Raw genomic sequence first — 16,826 nt, 5'->3', positions numbered from 1 at the left:
ATTGCTAAAAACATAACTATGCATGGCCAAATATTGATTCTTATTTGGTTAATTATATTATAAGGATCTATACGATTATTTATTTTTATTATTATTAATTTTTTCAGTATATAGAACTTTTTCTTTGTAATGTTTTGTTATTGGAAAATTATGTGTACCTGTGCCGTTCTTAAATTTTTTATCAATGGGGTTCTTTAGAGGAACTGTTGTAGTTTCTGTAAATTCATAGGGGTAATTTATTTTAGATTTATCTTCAAACATGAAAATGCCTCCTTTTTAGGATTTCCTAAATTCTTTACTATAACATGATATGCAAATATATTTTTTTGGACTAGTTATTTATATAGGTTAATGGAATTTAATTACATAAATACTGAAATATTTTAAGGAAAACAATTCGAGAAAGATATTGTTTGAAAAGCCGTTGACTACTATTGTTGTTTTTTAAGTTATTGTGATGTATTTGAAATTCTGAAGAGACGTGGCATATAGGTTCATCTAACAACTATTATATGAGGTTTTTTTGTTTGTCAGCGAATCAAACGTTGCATATATATTCGTTATAGATTGTTTTTATAATGCAATCCACATTGAATTTTCCTAATAAAATAATGTGGAATATTATAGTGTTATTAGGTTATTAGGAACATTTAATGTTGTTTCACAATTGAAAGGGAATTGAAAAAGAACTGAAACTTTTCTCATAAAAATTCAATCTTACTTGAAAAATGAAAGGAAAATGAAATTTTCCAAAAGGAATTCTTTGTTAAGATAAAAAGCATACATACAAAAAAGTATTGACATATCTCGAAAAATGTATTTTCGAGATATAGTGGGGGAAAAGATGAGATTAGAAAAACAATTAATAAAAAAGATGTATTATGAAACATTCCTAATGGAGAATGAAACACACCCACCTCTTCAAGTACTTGGAGAAGCTTATGTAAACGAAGAAAAAAATGAGATTTCTGATGGATCTTATATTCGTTTTGCACAAGGTGAATTTTATTATCACCATCAAGATTTTGAAGCAGCTATTTTTAAATGGGAGAAAGTTAGTAATGAATTAGCGCCATGGGCACAAAAAAATATTGCGGATGCTTACTTCGAACTTAACCAATTATCAGTTGCTGAAAATGTGTATACTTCCATTACTACTGATAACAAAATACTTATGACCGAAATTGTACTGCAATTACTGTCTCTTTACATCGAGCAAAATAATTTTGATTCAGCTTTCGCTGTTATAAAAGAAGCGGTTTCTTTAAATCCCGATTATCCAAACGTCACAACAATTGCACGTTCCTTTTATGAAGAACAGCAAGATTTTGATAGTGCAGTAGAGCTTGCTGTGAACGAGTTAATTCGAACAGAATCTTATCCGTGGTTTGCGGTTCTAAAAGAATATATAGATAAAGGATTTACTAAAAATATTTCACCAGATTATTTTTATACAGTATTAGTTACATTAAATAATGTAGATCAAGTGCAATTTACGCAAATGGTTTCATCACTTTGGCACAGCTATAAAGATGAACAAAATTACTTATTATGGCTTAACACAATAAATGAATTTTTCATACATATCGAAATGCATTCGTCCGATATATGGGACGAAATTTCTTCTCTTTACGAAGAAACATACTTTGAATTAATTCAAGGTCAATATATGCTTAGACAATTACACGATATTATTCCAAATCTGTTAACAAATTGGTTAAAGGTAGTCAATCCCTCTCATGCTGTATTTCCATCTGCAGCAGTATTGGCATGGGATGAGATTTTTCCTTCCAAAATAGATTCAGCGGATATAAAATATGCGGAAAACCTACTGTCATATTCTATTAATCATGTGAATGGCTTAGAGTATAGTTTACATCTTTTTGAATCTATTACAGGGTGGGCACAAGAACATGATTTAGAAATGGGTCACCGATTTAGCTGGTTAGTAGGCGAGCTTGCAGATTTAAAAACAAATCGCCTATTAGTAACTGGAACTTCAGGAAACGGAAAAGCGTCATTTATTAACTCTATTCTAGGAGAAAATATATTAGAAAACTCAATCTCAAATGTTGTTGTTTTTAAAAATGACGCTTATACAGAAATTAACGCTATAACAGATTCGGAAATTACAACAACTGAGAATTTCTCTGATTTCCATAACATGATGGCAGTGCACCGTCAAACATATAGAGATAGAGCATGTGTTGAATTTAAATTACCATGCAGGTTTTTAAGTGAAAATAAACTTACATTCGTTGTTACACCTAGCTTTAATAGGAACAATGACGCGAGAGATGAGGTGTTTGAATATTTAAACTCTGTAGATGAATTATTATTCGTATTGAATACGGATTCACCTTTTACTGACAAAGAACGTGACATTCTATTAAGTATTCAAGAACATACACCAAATCTACAAGTTCATTTCTTATTAAATAAAATCGATAACATTTACAATGAAGCAGAAGCAAAAAGAGTTATACAAGATACGCAAGTGAGAATAAATACATATTTCCCTAATGCAAGAGTTTTCCCTTATTCTTCGTTATATACAAATAGTAAACAACTAAACGATTTAACTGAGTTTATTCATTTTAACTTTAACCATAAAAATATCGATGCAGAACGTACTGAAAAGCTATTGTTTTTCATTCGAAAAACAATTACATATCTTTTGGATAAACGCGTCGAGAGGGAAAATAATCTAGTAGATTCTATTAATTGGAATGAAGATATGTTAGTTAAACTAAATGCTTGTATTAATAACCTTACTGCTTTTGAGAAGGACAAAATTCATTTAATTACAGAATCATATCGTACAATGAAAAACGAAATTACTAATGATCTTACAGAACATATTCCGAAACTATTGCAGAGTTGTTCCGATTTAATTAGTGAAGAAAGCGATTTTGGTCACATTGATATTGAACTAAACACAGCGATGAATGAAAGAGTGCAACAATATCTAGAACAAACTGTATTACCTAATCTTGCTCGCTCTATGCAAAATTGGATTGCGACTTCTAATAACGAGCTCCTTCAAAGTCAATTGTACTTAGAAGAAACCAGTGAAGGACTTAATTCTTTATTTGGAGAAAATCGAATACAGTTAGAATGTGACTTTAAAGTAATTGATGACTGGCGCAGAGATACTGATAGAATGACAACTAGAATACAAATGGAAGAAGTAAATATTTTACGCCGATTTACGCCAGCACAATTTTTACTGAAAAGTGCCGGTAAATTATTTGGAGTTCTTCCTAAAAATAAAGCTATGCTATATAACAAATATAAACAGTATTTAGAAAATGAAGATTATACAGATGTAACGGCTTCTATTATGAAGAAGTTTTTCTTGCAATTTGAGCTGTTTGAAAACACACAAGAGCGGGATATTAATATGTTCTTTAGAAATCCATTTGACGCGTTGGAACAAGCTGTAAAAAACACTCATTTAGAAATAAAAGAAAAACAAGATAAACTGCATAAAATGAAATCAAACCCTGAAGTTTATCGTGATCCTATAACGCTCTTTGAATTGAGATTACGTCAATGTGAAGTAATCTTGAATATAGGTGAGGATAATTCCTATACAGATTTACCTTTAGAAACAATCATAGAATAAACGTAAAGTAACTCCAAAATATACAATAAAAGTTGATTTTGGAGTTGTTTTTTGTTTACATCTGTATAATATGTACGTTCTTTTTAATAGCAGATTGCATCATGTGTTATAAGAGAAGTAATAGGGAAAAGGGAGCAATAGCAATTAGTTGCTCCCTTTCCATTTGATTAGAGTAATTAAATGTCTGATAAATATTTTCCAACATACAGACCACTTGCAGCTGCTTGAGATAATGAATGAGTGATGCCTGAACAATCTCCAATTAAAAATAGCCCATTCATACTTGTTTCAAAATGGTTATTGATTTTTATCGTAGGGGCATAGAACTTTCCATCAATTCCATATAATAAAGTATCTTTATCGATAGGTTCTTGGATAAATTGTTCTAAACGTAATAAAAATTTTTTGAGTCCTTCAATATATAATTGAGGAATTTCTTTATTCAAATCTCCATAATCTCCGTGTAGTGTAGGCTGTATACGATTATGTTTCATGTTGTTCTCCGTTGTAGGTTGTTTCTTTATTAAGTCCTCTAAACGCTGTATAACAATCCGATCTCGTCCTTGGTTAATGCTTTTAATAATTGAACTTGCGTATACATTTGCTTCTTTGAGAGTTGGAAAATAGCGCGGGATAAATAAAGTGAAATTTAAGTTAGAAGTGCCAGTTCCTTGCTCTCGAAAATTTTGACCGTCAGGCATAACTAAACCTTCTTCGTACTTTCGAATAATACGTCCTTTTGGATTCATACAGTAAGTAGTAGCCGTGAAATGTTCATGCTGATAAGAAAGTTTCGTCTCAAATGTATCTTTTAATATAGAACGTAATTGATGTTCTTTCATCTCTACCCTAATACCTAAATCTACACGGGTTTGCTCCTGAGAAATATTTAGAGAAGTGCACATTTCTTTTAACCAATCCGCCCCGGAACGACCGGTTGCAAATACTAATTTCTTAGAATGGACAGTTTCTTGATTTGTATATATTTTAAAATGGTCTTTCTGCTTAACGATATTTTGTACATCTATATGAAATTGGATATCTATTTTGGTAAGTAAAAATTCATAGAGCTGCTGAAAAATGTTACTTGAAAGTGTAGTACCCAGATGCCTTACTTCTGTTGTTAGCATTTGTAAACCACATGTCTCAGCCTTCTTAGTGAGAGTTGGATTTTCTGTAGAATATTTTGAAACTGAACTTCCACCAAACTGACATAGAATTTCATCTACTTCCGCCATGAGTTGCATAAATCCTTCTTTACCTACTTTTTGCTCGAGTTCGCCTCCAAATCCGTTTGTATAATTAAATTTCCCTTCAGACTTTCCTAAACCACCAAACCCGAAATATTTATCACATGCAGTACAGTTACATATTTCCCCTTGTTTTAAAGAGCAATTTCGATGTTCTAACGGTTTACCTTTATCAAGAATTAAAACCTTTTTGTTGCTTTTGGCTAATGTATAAGCCATAAAAATGCTACTCACTCCAGCACCGATAATTGTAATATCATACATTTTTTTCACCTGCTACCGAATAGTTTGTTTGCTATTTTCCTAGTGTATAACAATTTTACAAAGTTAAGAAATAGCTTGTATTAATAAAGTCATAGTTGTGGATTTGATACTTTCTCAATTACTCTAAATGATGAATGAGATACAACAGTTTTTTATTTGAAAAGAGAGATACTTTTAAACAATCATTTTATCATATGGTTAATAAAAAGCTTAGATATAAAAAGAACAGACCTTTTAAGTAAAGAGGTCTGTTAATCATTTGAAATAGTTGTTAAGTGAATAAATCTGAAGAAAATTACAGTTTTATTTAGCGAAGACGTGGTTACCGATTACTGCTACTGTTTGACGTGTAGTAATCCATTTGCTTGTTGATGTTTTCGGATTATAGAAATAAAGCCAATCAGAATGTATTCCATTTGTGGAGATAGCCTCTTCTACTGCCATTTTTGCTTCTGCGCTTGCAGGCTGATTAATTCTTCCATCTGTAACAGGGGTAAATGCATATCCGTGTTTAATAGGTTCATAAATAACTCCTGTTATTGTATTTGGAAAACCTTTTGCATTTACACGATTTAATATAACTTTTGCTACTGCTACTTTTCCTTTATATGATTCGCCACCTGCTTCAGCAGTAACTAAGCTTGCCATTAAGTCTTTTTCTTTTTCTGAAATACTTGAATTAATTTTTAAATGTTGTCCTGTATAAAGCTTGTTTCCGACTGTATTGTTAATTTGTTTTATAGATTGAACGGTAACATTGTAACGCTTTGCTATAGTTTCTAATGAATCTCCAGGCTGTACTTGATAAATAATTTGTCCAGAGATGTTCTTAGGTTTGTCGTTTTGATGAACAGTGACCTCATTTGATTTCATGGATCCTGGAATATGTAACTGTTCACCAATAAAAGTTTGATCGTTTCCTTTATTATTCGCTTGTTTAATAGATTGTATTGAAACTCCATATTGTTTACTGATACCCCAAAGTGTATCATTCTTTTTTACTGTATGAATGGTGGAAGCCTCAGCTGCACCTTGATTACATATGAATGTAATTGCTGCTGCAGACAAAGGAATTATATGTTTTATTTTTAATAATTTCATTGTAAATCCTCCCAATAAAAAATTAAGTTTTAACTGTTGAATAATGTAGTTCAGAGTATATAAGGTATGTATTTATATTTTAATATAAGTATATTAGCACGTACGGAATAAATAATCATCATAAGTTTTTTATTTATATCATGTAGGACCCAAATATGAAATATTGCATATGAAAGCCCATTGAAGTTTATGCTGTTGATTACTATAATTTATCTAGTAGAAAGGGACTTTAAATTTTCCTAATGCATTGAGAATATGTGAATGATTTTTTAATTTTACTTCTATGTAATATTTCATATTTATGAAATATTATTTATTTTTTATTAAGTAGCTTATATTATATTCAATAAGTTTGATGTAAAAACAGAAAAAGAGAGGAATAAAAATGAGCAATAAGAAGTTTATTTTGAAATTATTCATATGTAGTACTATACTTAGCACATTTGTATTTGCTTTGAATGATAAGCAAGCAATTGCTGCTAGCTCTGGTAATGGGCTTGAAAACTGGTCAAAATGGATGAAACCTATACCTGATGACATACCGTTAACACGAATTTCAATTCCAGGAACACATGATAGTGGAACGTTCAAGTTGCAAAATCCGATAAAGCAAGTATGGGGAATGACGCAAGAATATGATTTTCGTTATCAAACGGATCACGGAGCTAGAATTTTTGATATAAGAGGGCGTTTAACAGATGATAATACGATAGTTCTTCATCATGGGCCATTATATCTTTATGTAACGTTACACGGATTTATAAATGAAGCGAAACAATTTTTAAAAGATAACCCAAGTGAAACGATTATTATGTCTTTAAAAAAAGAGTATGAGGATATGAAAGGAGCGGAAAACTCATTTAGTAGTACGTTTGAAAAAAATTATTTTCTTGATCCTATCTTTTTAAAAACAGAAGGAAATATAAAACTTGGAGATGCTCGTGGGAAAATTGTATTATTAAAAAGATATAGTGGCAGTAATGAGTCTGGAGGATATAATAATTTTTATTGGCCAGACAATGAGACGTTTACTACAAATGTAAATCAAAATGTAAATGTAACAGTACAAGATAAATATAAAGTGAGTTATGATGAGAAAGTAAAATCTATTAAAGATACGATAAATGAAACGATTAACAATAGTGAAGATTTTAATCATCTATATATTAATTTTACAAGCTTGTCTTCTGGTGGTACAGCATGGAATAGTCCATATTATTATGCGTCCTACATAAATCCTGAAATTGCAAACTATATGAAGCAAAAGAATCCTACGAGAGTGGGCTGGATAATTCAAGATTATATAAATGAAAAATGGTCACCATTACTTTATCAAGAAGTTATAAGAGCGAATAAGTCACTTATAAAAGAGTAAAGATGGTGATTGTAAGAAGCGATGAACTACGTCGCTTCTTTTTTGTTTTCTAAAAATTAACATTAAATATAGTTTTACATATCGTACGTTCATGATAGAAAAAAATCGAAACTTACGCTATAATTACACATATAAAATTTGTACCTATAAATTTTATATGTAGTAATAAATTTGATTTATTGTAATGAAACGGAGGTATATACTATGAAGTTTCCACATGATTTTTTATTCGGGGCTGCTTCAGCTTCTTATCAAGTAGAAGGTGCATGGAATGAAGATGGAAAAGGTGTTACGAATTGGGATGAGTTTTCAAAAATTCCTGGCAAAACATACAATGGGACAAATGGTGATGTAGCTGTTGATCATTATCATCGATATAAGGAAGATGTTCGCTTAATGGCTGAGATGGGATTAGAATCGTATCGTTTTTCTATTTCTTGGGCGAGAATTTTGCCGACTGGAGATGGAGAGGTAAATGAAAAAGGAATAGCATTTTATAACAACTTAATTGATGAATGTTTAAAATACGGGATTGTACCGTTTGTAACTTTATATCATTGGGATCTACCATTAACTTTAGAAAAAGACGGTGGATGGACGAATAAACGAACAGCAGAAGCTTTCGTAAAGTACGCAGAGATTTGCTTTAAGGCATTTGGTGATAGAGTTAAACATTGGATTACTTTTAATGAAACAGTGATGTTTTGTGGATTAGGGTACTTAAAAGGTGCACATCCACCTGGAATACAAAATGATGTTCCAAAGTACTTTCAAGCGACTCATTATGTATTTTATGCGCATGCAAAAACAGTTGCAGTGTACAAGCAGCTGAAACAATATGGAGAGATTGGGATTACGCATGTTTTCTTACCTGCTTATAGTGTGGATGATCAAAAAGAAAATATACTAGCAGCAAATCATGCGAATGAATATGAAATGTATTGGTACTATGATCCAGTTTTAAAAGGTGAGTATCCGTCTTATGTTGTGCAGGAATTAAAGGAAAAAGGATGGACTCCTAATTGGACGGTTGAAGAATTAGAAATCATTAAACAAAATGCCGAAAAAAATGATTTTATTGGCTTGAATTATTATCAACCGATACGAGTAGAAAAATACGATATGGATATAAAGAGCGAGGAGCATTCTCGAGAAAACTCAACACTTGCTCCGGGTAACCCTTCTTTTGATGGGTTTTATCGAACAGTTAAAATGGAAGATAAAACATATACAAAATGGGGATGGGAAATATCTCCGGAAGGTTTCTTAGATGGATTGCATATGTTGAAAGAACGTTACGGTGACATAAAGATGTATGTGACAGAAAACGGATTAGGTGATGAAGATCCAATCATTGACGGAGAAATTGTAGATGTTCCGAGAATTAAATTCATTGAAGAGCATTTAAAAGTAATGAAGCGTGCGATTCAAGAAGGGATTAATTTAAAAGGCTATTATGCATGGTCAGTTATTGACTTGTTAAGTTGGCTAAATGGATATAAAAAGCAATATGGCTTTATTTTTGTCGATCATAATGATAACTTAAAACGTAAGAAGAAACTTTCGTTTCATTGGTATAAGCATATTATCGAAACGAGAGGAGAAAATTTATAAAAGATAAAAGAGTATTTTAGGAGAAAGTGTATGAGTGCAAAGTATAAACAAATTGCAGATATTTTAGAGCAAGACATTCGAGAAGGACTTTTTAATGAAACGAAAAAACTACCTACAGAAGAAGCGTTGATGAACCGATTTGAAGTAAGTCGTAATACGATACGTAAAGTGATTAGCCAGCTTGTTAATAGAGGCTATATTTTTCAAGTGCAAGGTAGTGGCATGTTTTTACGTGAAACTTCTGTAACAGATTACATTAATCTAGGCAGTTTGCGTGGATTAACGAAAAACCTCGTTTCACAAAATATTGAAACGAAAGTGTTAGAGCTTGAAGTAATAGATGCGGACGAAGAGATAGCAAAGCGGATGCAATGTGAAGTTGGAACTAGGTTATATTTTTTGAAGCGCTTAAGAATTGTAGATGGGAAACCATTCTCTATTGAAGTAAGTTATTTCAAAAAGGATATCATTCCTTATTTGAATGAAGAAATAGCATTAAGCTCTGTATACAGTTATTTCATTGAAGATTTACGATTAAATATTGGCTTTGCCGATAAAGTTATTAGTTGTGAAAAAGTAAATAAAGAAAATGCACAGCTTTTAGAAATAAATGAAGGTGATCCGGCACTTCTTATTGAAAATACAGTTCATCTTGTAAATGGAACCATTTTTGAGTTATCTCAATCGATGTTTCATTATGAAAAGACCAAACTTTTAAATCGGATTAATTTTAAGTGAAAATGAATATAATTAGCCTTGTAAAAAAGCAACTGATTCTAGGAGATCAGTTGCTTTTTATTTTGAAGTGGATGAGCAAAAAAACCTAAAAGTGGTTGGTCCGTTTTTCGCAAACTTCCATTATGATAAGAGAAGAAAGGTAGTATTTTATTGTACCTTAAGAAGGACATTTTATATGTATCTTCTTTGTTTATAAATAGACTGGTTTTAGAGAGGTGAAAAGACAATGAGTTTTGCGATTTCACTAGTTGTTATTATTGTAGTTGTATCACTGTTTGGGACCGTACTAGTTGCACGAAATGTGGAGGAGAATTACGGTAAGTCTACAAAGAGGAATGTGAAAAACTTATCAGCTATCTATATCATTCTTCTTTTAGTGCTTCTTGTAGGAGTTACTTGGTATGCGGTCGTTATTTTATAGAGTTTATATATGATGAAGGAGTTAATATATTGATGAAAAATGAGCGCCACGTTTTAGTTGTTTTCCCGCATCCAGATGATGAGTCATATTGCGTGGCTGGCACAATTTTGGCCTATACTGAGCAGAAAGTCCCTCTTACTTATGTTTGCTTAACACTTGGTGAAATGGGGAGAGCAATGGGGAATCCACCTTTTGCAACACGGGAGTCTTTATATGCTATTAGAGAGAAAGAGTTAAAGCGAGCTACAAATATTTTAGGGATTGAAGATTTACGTATGATGGGATATCGTGATAAAACTCTTGAATTTGAAGAGCCTGAAAAATTAAGAAGTCTGATTCAAAACTGTATTGAAGAATTGAATCCTTCTGTAGTTATTTCTTTCTATCCTGGGTATGCAGTTCATCCAGATCACGATGCAACAGGGGCAGCGGTAGTAGAGGCATTAGCTAATATTTCGGAAAGTAAACGACCGGTCTTTTATGCTGTAGCTTTTTCGAAAAATCATGAAGACGAAATAGGCCCTCCGGATTTTAAAAATGAAGTGACGGAATATGTTCCGAAAAAATTAGAGGCATTACGAGCACATGCATCACAATTTGCAACTAAAGTGGATGAGCTGGAAAGAGAGTATGAAGACGGTGTTCCAGAAACAGTTGAGTGGTTAGAAAGAGAGCCGTTTTGGATATATCCATTAAAGAATAAGAAAATGTAGTGCTATAACTGAAGGGGATTTATATGTATTTTATATATAAAAATCAAAAGGTTTATTACAATATAGAAGGATCGGGTCCTGTCATATTGTTTTTACACGGTCTTGGAGGAAACTCAAACAATTGGTTATATCAAAGACAATATTTCAAGGGAAATTGGACAGTGATTTCACTTGATTTACCTGGACATGGGAAATCTGAAGGACTGGAAATTAGTTTTAAAGAATACTCAAATGTTTTGTATGAGTTATGCAATTATTTAAAGCTACAAAAAGTAGTCATTTGTGGTCTTTCAAAAGGGGCTAGAGTAGGGGTTGATTTTGCTATTCAATATCCAGGTTTTGTTTCTAGATTAATTGTTGTAAATGCATTTCCCTATTTAGAACCGGCAGATCGTAAAGAACGACTTGAAGTATATGATTTACTTAGCTTGCATGATAAAGGGAAAACTTGGGCGGGTACGTTATTGAGAGCAATGGGAGTAGAAGATAATGATGCAATTGTCCGAGGATTTCATCAATCCCTACAAACTATTAATCCGATGCATATTCAAAGGCTATTCGCTGAATTAGTTGATTACGATCAAAGACCATACCTCTCTAACATTGCATGTCCTGCATTAATAATACGAGGAGAGAATGATTATTTTGTTCCGGAAAAGTATGTGAGAGAATTTGAAAAACACCTGAGAAACGTGACTTTCGTTGAGTTGAAAGATAGTGGGCACTTGCCTTATTTAGAACAGCCTACTAGTTTTAATGTGACGGTTGAGACATTTTTAAATCATGCGCTTGATTAATACCATTTTCACAGTGAATACTATTATTAATGAATTCAGGACACCTGCTTGGAGAGGAGGGAACTAAATGGAATGGCAACCGAATCGTGAAAATAAGATACCAGTTTATAAACAAATTGCTGATTACATTGAAAGAGGCATTTCTACCGGTGAATTCCCTTCTGATAGAAAATTACCTTCTGAGCGTATGTTAGCACAGGAGTTACAAGTGAACCGGAGTACGGTAGTAGCTGCTTATGAGGAATTAAAATCACTTGGGGTAGTAGAACGGCAAAAAGGAAGCGGCACCCGGGTGAATACAGACATATGGGGTGTGTCACATAAACGAATACCGAACTGGGGTAGGTACGTTGAGGATGGATCGTTCTTGCCTAATGTACCACTTGTTCAACAAATTCGAACGGAAACACAAAAAGATGATTTAATCAATTTAGCGAGTGGTGAATTGTCACCAGAATTAATTCCGAGTGATAGATTTCGAACAATTTTGTCGGAGAAAACATTTATGGGAAATCTCGGTTATGACCATCCACTTGGAAATGAAATGTTGCGAAAAACAATTGCAGCACATGTCGAGCAATATAAACAAATAGAAGCAGATTCAAGCTCTATTCTTATTACATCTGGAGCTCAGCAGGCACTTAATCTTATCGTTCAATGTTTGTTAAAACCTGGCGATGCGATTGCAATTGAGGATCCTTCCTATTGTTATTCACTTCCGATGTTTAAATCAGCAAGTTTAAACATATTCCGTTTACCAGTTGATGAGCATGGAATGAATCCCGATGACTTAATCGATTTGCACAAAAAGCATCGCATTCGTATGGTATTTTTAAATCCAGATTATCAAAATCCAACTGGAACGGTACTTTCGTTGGCAAGACGTAAAAAGGTTTTAGAACTATCTTCTGAATTTGGTATACCGATTGTAGAAGATGATCCGTATAGTTTGACTTCTTTTAATGGAGAAGTGAATCCAACATTGAAATCGATGGATCAAAATGGGAATGTTCTTTATGTAAGCTCATTATCAAAAATTGTTGCATCAGGATTACGTATTGGTTGGGTAATTGGCCCCACGCGCGTAATTGAGCGATTGGCAGATGCGAAGCAGCAAGTTGATTTCGGTCATAGTGTATTTACACAGTGGGTAGCGAACCAATTTTTAGAATCTGAGGATTTTCATACGCATATTACTATGCTTCGTGGACAACTGAAGCAAAGAAGAGATGAGTTAATTAGAAAGCTTGAAGAAATATTAGGGGACCAGGTTGAATTTTTTGTTCCAGAGGGCGGAATACATTTATGGTGTAAAGTCCAAGGAACGTTTGATGAATACCATTTACTAGGTGAATCTATACGCAATGGTGTAGCATTTGTCCCAGGAAGCGTCCTAGGTTCGAAAAGTGAATATATACGATTTACTTTTGGCAGAGCGAATGTCGAACAAATTCAGCTTGGAATTACAAGATTTGCAGAGACATTAAACGAGATTCAATAATAAATTGTGGGGATTTGGTATTGAAATGGGGAGTAGCAATTGAAGTTTTTGAAGCTTTTACTTCAAGTAGGAGTGCTATATATGTTTAGTTTGGTTGGTGTATGGATTCAGGAAGTATTTCATCTATCTATGCCAGGAAGTTTAATAGGAATGTTAATTCTTTTTCTGCTTCTTTCTACTCGCATTTTGCCATTAAAATGGTTTGAGATAGGTGCAGAAAAGCTAATAGTATTTTTACCTTTATTTTTAATTCCTTCAACGACGGGGCTAATGGAATACGGTTCATTTCTTTTAAGTAAGGGTAGTATTATGTTCTTTCTAGTTGTTGTAAGTACTTTAGTAACATTGATTATTTCAGGTTATGTAAGTCAATTATTAATAACATCTAAAAAATAAAATTGATAAGGTGCGCTATTCAAATGGTCTTAATTTTTATTACTGTAGTGATTTATTTATTGGCGACAAAGCTATATAAAAAATTTACGTTTCCATTTACTTTACCGGTGTTAACAGTTACGGCAATTATGATTTGCATATTCCTTATTTTCGGGATCTCTCATCAAGATTATAAGGGAAATGGGGGAGATATTCTTTCCAGTTTCTTGAGCCCTGCGATTGTAGCTTTAGCAATACCACTATTTAAGGAACGAAAAATACTTATGAAAAACTTCTTATCGATACTTGTTGGGGTAGTAATCGGTATAGTGGCTTTAATAAGTTTGAATGTAGTGATTGGGGAAATGTTGAATATAGATAAGGAACTTATATTAACAACTATCCCGCAATTAGCGACGATGCCTATTGCAATTTCATTAGCCGAACAAATTGGGGGTATTCCATCTATGACTGCTAGTTTTGTAGTTGTTGCGGGAATAACAGGTGCTATCATGGGACCGACAGTACTTAAACTTTTCCGTATAACAAGTACAATTGGAAAAGGAGTTGGGATGGGCTGCGCATCACATATCATTGGTGTGAGTCGTCTAGTGAAAGAGGGAGAGAAAGAAGCAACTATCGGTTCGGTAACGATGATTGTAACAGGGATACTTATTAGTATATTAGTACCTTATGGAATGAAATTTTTATTTTGAAAATTAATGAATCGTAATAAGGAGCATAACACTACTCATTTTAGAGTGTAATGGAGATGATTAAAATGACAACATGGTTTATAGTTACATTATTTATTTTTGGTGCTGTTAAAGTACTAGTTTCTAGTATGCCAACTTCTGTCGTAGAATCAATTATTAGTAGATTTGAGTTACATCAAAAATTGGATGAGGAAAATACTACTGTAACAGTAGATGGGGAAAGTATAGAAGGAGAAATGAAACTTCAAGTTATTCATGAATTTAATGAGGCTTTATTTTTGGATAAGCATTATTTTCCGCCGCAAGGGAATGGAACACCATTAGTTATTGAGACGAAGATAGGAAAGAAAACGATTAAGTTTTCTTTATATAGCTACGAGGAACACGTTGATGTAATAAAGCAATATAAGAAGAAAGTAGTTGCATATCGTTTGCGATCAAAAAGTCTTCAAAGTCGTTCAGTAGTAAGAATTGAAGATTATGCTTAAGAGGAGAGGCCGTTATACAAACGGTCTCTTTATTTTGGTAGCCAACGATATACTTTCCAAATAAAAGCAAGAAAAATCATATACCCAAACAAAGAATAAGTATGATGCCAATGCCCATTATGTACAAATAAACCTAGCCTCTCAGCAACTTGCTCAAAAATGCTAGCGCAAACGCCTATTGAAATAATAAATAGAGTTCTAGAAACTGTAGATAATGTTTTTGAAATTTGTATAAAAGAGGCTGATAAAATCGGTAGTACGAGTAATGTGAAAGCTATGTTAACTGAAAATGTGGATGAGAAGGGTCTAACTGGAAAAGAATATATTTGTTTATTAACAAAGAAAGCATCTAAACAAGTTCCAATAATAGCAGAGAGAAAAACTGTAATTATTAAAGCTAGAAAGTCATTCTTCCTCTCGGAGGAGGACATTTTTCTTTGCGAGAATTGCAAGTTCAATTTTTTCGAGTGTTTTGCAGTAGTCTTCTGAAATTTGTCCACTTATACTTTCCTCCTTATCAACTAAGTAATTTACAACTTGCCAATCAGTAAACCAATCTTTACTTTTATCTTCTTCATGTTTCATATCGCGCCATGCATAGATGAGTGCAGGGCTGTATATACGATATGCACCACTACGCAACTGGCATTTCTTTATTCGGCGTTTATAAAACTCACGGGAAAAAGATTCATTTACACTTGAAAATAAATGAGGCCAGTAATCTTTCCTTGAGCCTGTGTGTGGATGATGCTCGGCCCAACTTATTATTTGAGATAAAATATGTGTATCCCGAAATAATAGTGAATACAACCTTTTTCCAATTAAGATTCGTTCATGCAAGGACGTAAAATGTTTCATTGTATCACCAAATAGTAATACTTTTTGTTTCTTATCATTTTCGTAGAATGGGAAAAGGATATGATTAAACTGAAAGAAATCAAAGAGTTTAAATCCAATACTATTTAGTACAGTCTTTTGAAAGTGGACATTTTGAATAACCCTTTTTTCTAAGTAGTTTTGTTCATTAATAATAGTTGCGATCGCCAATGTTTTTTTGTTACCTGTTTTCCAAAAATCGTTCCACATCGTTTCCATAAATGTAGAAACATTTAGGTGAGGAAGAAGATGAAATAGCTTTTGTGATTTTTTAACACTTTGTTCATATAGCAAAAATTGAGGATATACATCTTGAAAAATGAGCCAATTTCCTCTTTCTAAAAAAGAAAAAAATGTAATTTGATCCTTCTCTGATAAAATCCTCGTATATAAGTCTCCCTTTAAATCAGTCATATTCCAACCACCGTTACGTGATACCATATGTCCAAGTAGTGCCCAATGTATTTCGGGATATTGAATGTAAAATTGATAGTATGCACGTGTTCTTGTGACGTTATTTTTATTTAGTTGTTTTGTCTGTACTTTTATTTTGTCGATGATGAGTTGCTCTTCTTTCGTTAATGTATACATGGTGCCAGAATGAATGAGTTTGCTTTTTTGTTTTAACTCATTTTTTACATCGAATAGGGAGAGAGGAAGTGCTTTGAAAGGATCGTTATATATATTATTTGAGTTGTTTGAATTGCTTCGGTACATTCCATTACCTCCCTTTTTTCATGAATGTAAACATGGCATTGGCTATGCACCATTCTATTTATTTTATTACGAGTATAAGAAATAAATGAACGGTGTTTTTCTACAAGTAATATAGTTATCATGCAAACAGTATGAAAAAATCTTACTGTTAAGAAGTGAAATAAAAAACAGAAACTATGTTTAATAGTTTCTGTTTTTTTATTTTGTCAATTAAATGTAACAAACGACGATTATGATTTGAATCAATTGAAA

The 16,826-nt window shown here is 32.6% G+C and carries 16 protein-coding genes; 11 read left to right on the top strand and 5 right to left on the bottom strand.

The window, feature by feature from the left end:
- Nucleotides 1-75 precede the first annotated feature (75 nt).
- Nucleotides 76-261: a hypothetical protein gene (locus MHB76_RS17610; protein WP_016105948.1), complete on the bottom strand. Its 186-nt coding sequence runs from the start codon at nt 259-261 to the stop codon at nt 76-78.
- Nucleotides 262-844: 583 nt separating this feature from the next.
- Here MHB76_RS17610 and MHB76_RS17605 point away from each other — a divergent pair.
- The gene (locus MHB76_RS17605; RefSeq protein ID WP_078172949.1) at nt 845-3,628 is read left to right on the top strand and encodes a dynamin family protein; all 2,784 of its coding nucleotides are present in this window, start codon (nt 845-847) and stop codon (nt 3,626-3,628) included.
- A gap of 176 nt (nt 3,629-3,804) precedes the next feature.
- Here the strand turns inward: MHB76_RS17605 and MHB76_RS17600 are convergent, their stop codons facing one another.
- Both MHB76_RS17600 and MHB76_RS17595 read right to left on the bottom strand, forming a co-directional pair.
- A complete protein-coding gene (locus MHB76_RS17600; RefSeq protein ID WP_078172950.1) occupies nt 3,805-5,142 on the bottom strand; it encodes an NAD(P)-binding protein in 1,338 nt (445 codons plus the stop codon).
- A gap of 303 nt (nt 5,143-5,445) precedes the next feature.
- Nucleotides 5,446-6,243, bottom strand: a complete 798-nt coding sequence (locus MHB76_RS17595) for a cell wall hydrolase (protein ID WP_078172951.1) — start codon at nt 6,241-6,243, stop codon at nt 5,446-5,448.
- Between the two features lie 385 nt (nt 6,244-6,628).
- Here MHB76_RS17595 and MHB76_RS17590 point away from each other — a divergent pair, with 385 nt between their 5' ends.
- The 10 genes from MHB76_RS17590 (at nt 6,629) to MHB76_RS17545 (ending at nt 14,981) form a co-directional block, all read left to right on the top strand.
- Complete coding sequence (locus MHB76_RS17590) at nt 6,629-7,618, top strand: phosphatidylinositol-specific phospholipase C (RefSeq protein ID WP_078172952.1); 990 nt, start codon at nt 6,629-6,631, stop codon at nt 7,616-7,618.
- Between the two features lie 204 nt (nt 7,619-7,822).
- Nucleotides 7,823-9,232: a GH1 family beta-glucosidase gene (locus tag MHB76_RS17585; protein ID WP_078172953.1), complete on the top strand. Its 1,410-nt coding sequence runs from the start codon at nt 7,823-7,825 to the stop codon at nt 9,230-9,232.
- A gap of 30 nt (nt 9,233-9,262) precedes the next feature.
- Entirely contained in the window at nt 9,263-9,970 is a 708-nt protein-coding gene (locus tag MHB76_RS17580) for a GntR family transcriptional regulator (protein ID WP_002111317.1), read from the top strand.
- Between the two features lie 226 nt (nt 9,971-10,196).
- On the top strand, nt 10,197-10,391 hold the full coding sequence (locus MHB76_RS17575) for a hypothetical protein (RefSeq protein ID WP_002066705.1): 195 nt from the start codon (nt 10,197-10,199) through the stop codon (nt 10,389-10,391).
- Between the two features lie 32 nt (nt 10,392-10,423).
- A complete protein-coding gene (gene bshB2 / locus MHB76_RS17570; RefSeq protein WP_002199566.1) occupies nt 10,424-11,104 on the top strand; it encodes a bacillithiol biosynthesis deacetylase BshB2 in 681 nt (226 codons plus the stop codon).
- A gap of 23 nt (nt 11,105-11,127) precedes the next feature.
- Nucleotides 11,128-11,901, top strand: coding sequence for an alpha/beta fold hydrolase (locus tag MHB76_RS17565; RefSeq protein WP_340987273.1), 774 nt, complete (start codon nt 11,128-11,130; stop codon nt 11,899-11,901).
- Nucleotides 11,902-11,968: 67 nt separating this feature from the next.
- Entirely contained in the window at nt 11,969-13,402 is a 1,434-nt protein-coding gene (gene pdxR, locus MHB76_RS17560) for a MocR-like pyridoxine biosynthesis transcription factor PdxR (RefSeq protein WP_078172958.1), read from the top strand.
- A 39-nt stretch (nt 13,403-13,441) separates the two neighbouring features.
- Nucleotides 13,442-13,798 carry a CidA/LrgA family holin-like protein gene (locus MHB76_RS17555; RefSeq protein WP_033710841.1) on the top strand — a complete coding sequence of 119 codons (357 nt, stop codon included), beginning with the start codon at nt 13,442-13,444 and terminating at the stop codon, nt 13,796-13,798.
- Between the two features lie 23 nt (nt 13,799-13,821).
- A complete protein-coding gene (locus tag MHB76_RS17550) occupies nt 13,822-14,493 on the top strand; it encodes an LrgB family protein (RefSeq protein WP_078172959.1) in 672 nt (223 codons plus the stop codon).
- A gap of 65 nt (nt 14,494-14,558) precedes the next feature.
- Complete coding sequence (locus MHB76_RS17545; RefSeq protein ID WP_002160789.1) at nt 14,559-14,981, top strand: YfmQ family protein; 423 nt, start codon at nt 14,559-14,561, stop codon at nt 14,979-14,981.
- Nucleotides 14,982-15,010: 29 nt separating this feature from the next.
- Here the strand turns inward: MHB76_RS17545 and MHB76_RS17540 are convergent, their stop codons facing one another.
- Nucleotides 15,011-15,412: a CBO0543 family protein gene (locus MHB76_RS17540; protein ID WP_078172960.1), complete on the bottom strand. Its 402-nt coding sequence runs from the start codon at nt 15,410-15,412 to the stop codon at nt 15,011-15,013.
- Nucleotides 15,387-16,574, bottom strand: a complete 1,188-nt coding sequence (locus MHB76_RS17535) for a DUF2515 domain-containing protein (RefSeq protein ID WP_078172961.1) — start codon at nt 16,572-16,574, stop codon at nt 15,387-15,389. The genes MHB76_RS17540 and MHB76_RS17535 overlap by 26 nt, the downstream gene beginning before the upstream one ends.
- Between the last annotated feature and the right edge of the window lie 252 nt (nt 16,575-16,826).

This window comes from Bacillus sp. FSL M7-1345, assembly GCF_038006985.1.
In the GTDB taxonomy this organism is placed as follows: Bacteria; Bacillota; Bacilli; order Bacillales; family Bacillaceae_G; genus Bacillus_A; species Bacillus_A cereus_U.
Note: the sequence above shows the minus strand (reverse complement) of the source record. Positions and strands in the feature narration are given on the sequence as shown.

Excerpts from the sequence above, each read along its gene's own strand:
- MHB76_RS17610 (WP_016105948.1), bottom strand. The coding sequence starts at position 261 with ATGTTTGAAGATAAATCTAAAATAAATTACCCCTATGAATTTACAGAA.
- MHB76_RS17605 (WP_078172949.1), top strand. The coding sequence starts at position 845 with ATGAGATTAGAAAAACAATTAATAAAAAAGATGTATTATGAAACATTC.
- MHB76_RS17600 (WP_078172950.1), bottom strand. The coding sequence starts at position 5,142 with ATGTATGATATTACAATTATCGGTGCTGGAGTGAGTAGCATTTTTATG.
- MHB76_RS17595 (WP_078172951.1), bottom strand. The coding sequence starts at position 6,243 with ATGAAATTATTAAAAATAAAACATATAATTCCTTTGTCTGCAGCAGCA.
- MHB76_RS17590 (WP_078172952.1), top strand. The coding sequence starts at position 6,629 with ATGAGCAATAAGAAGTTTATTTTGAAATTATTCATATGTAGTACTATA.
- MHB76_RS17585 (WP_078172953.1), top strand. The coding sequence starts at position 7,823 with ATGAAGTTTCCACATGATTTTTTATTCGGGGCTGCTTCAGCTTCTTAT.
- MHB76_RS17580 (WP_002111317.1), top strand. The coding sequence starts at position 9,263 with ATGAGTGCAAAGTATAAACAAATTGCAGATATTTTAGAGCAAGACATT.
- MHB76_RS17575 (WP_002066705.1), top strand. The coding sequence starts at position 10,197 with ATGAGTTTTGCGATTTCACTAGTTGTTATTATTGTAGTTGTATCACTG.
- bshB2 (WP_002199566.1), top strand. The coding sequence starts at position 10,424 with ATGAAAAATGAGCGCCACGTTTTAGTTGTTTTCCCGCATCCAGATGAT.
- MHB76_RS17565 (WP_340987273.1), top strand. The coding sequence starts at position 11,128 with ATGTATTTTATATATAAAAATCAAAAGGTTTATTACAATATAGAAGGA.
- pdxR (WP_078172958.1), top strand. The coding sequence starts at position 11,969 with ATGGAATGGCAACCGAATCGTGAAAATAAGATACCAGTTTATAAACAA.
- MHB76_RS17550 (WP_078172959.1), top strand. The coding sequence starts at position 13,822 with ATGGTCTTAATTTTTATTACTGTAGTGATTTATTTATTGGCGACAAAG.
- MHB76_RS17545 (WP_002160789.1), top strand. The coding sequence starts at position 14,559 with ATGACAACATGGTTTATAGTTACATTATTTATTTTTGGTGCTGTTAAA.
- MHB76_RS17540 (WP_078172960.1), bottom strand. The coding sequence starts at position 15,412 with ATGTCCTCCTCCGAGAGGAAGAATGACTTTCTAGCTTTAATAATTACA.
- MHB76_RS17535 (WP_078172961.1), bottom strand. The coding sequence starts at position 16,574 with ATGTACCGAAGCAATTCAAACAACTCAAATAATATATATAACGATCCT.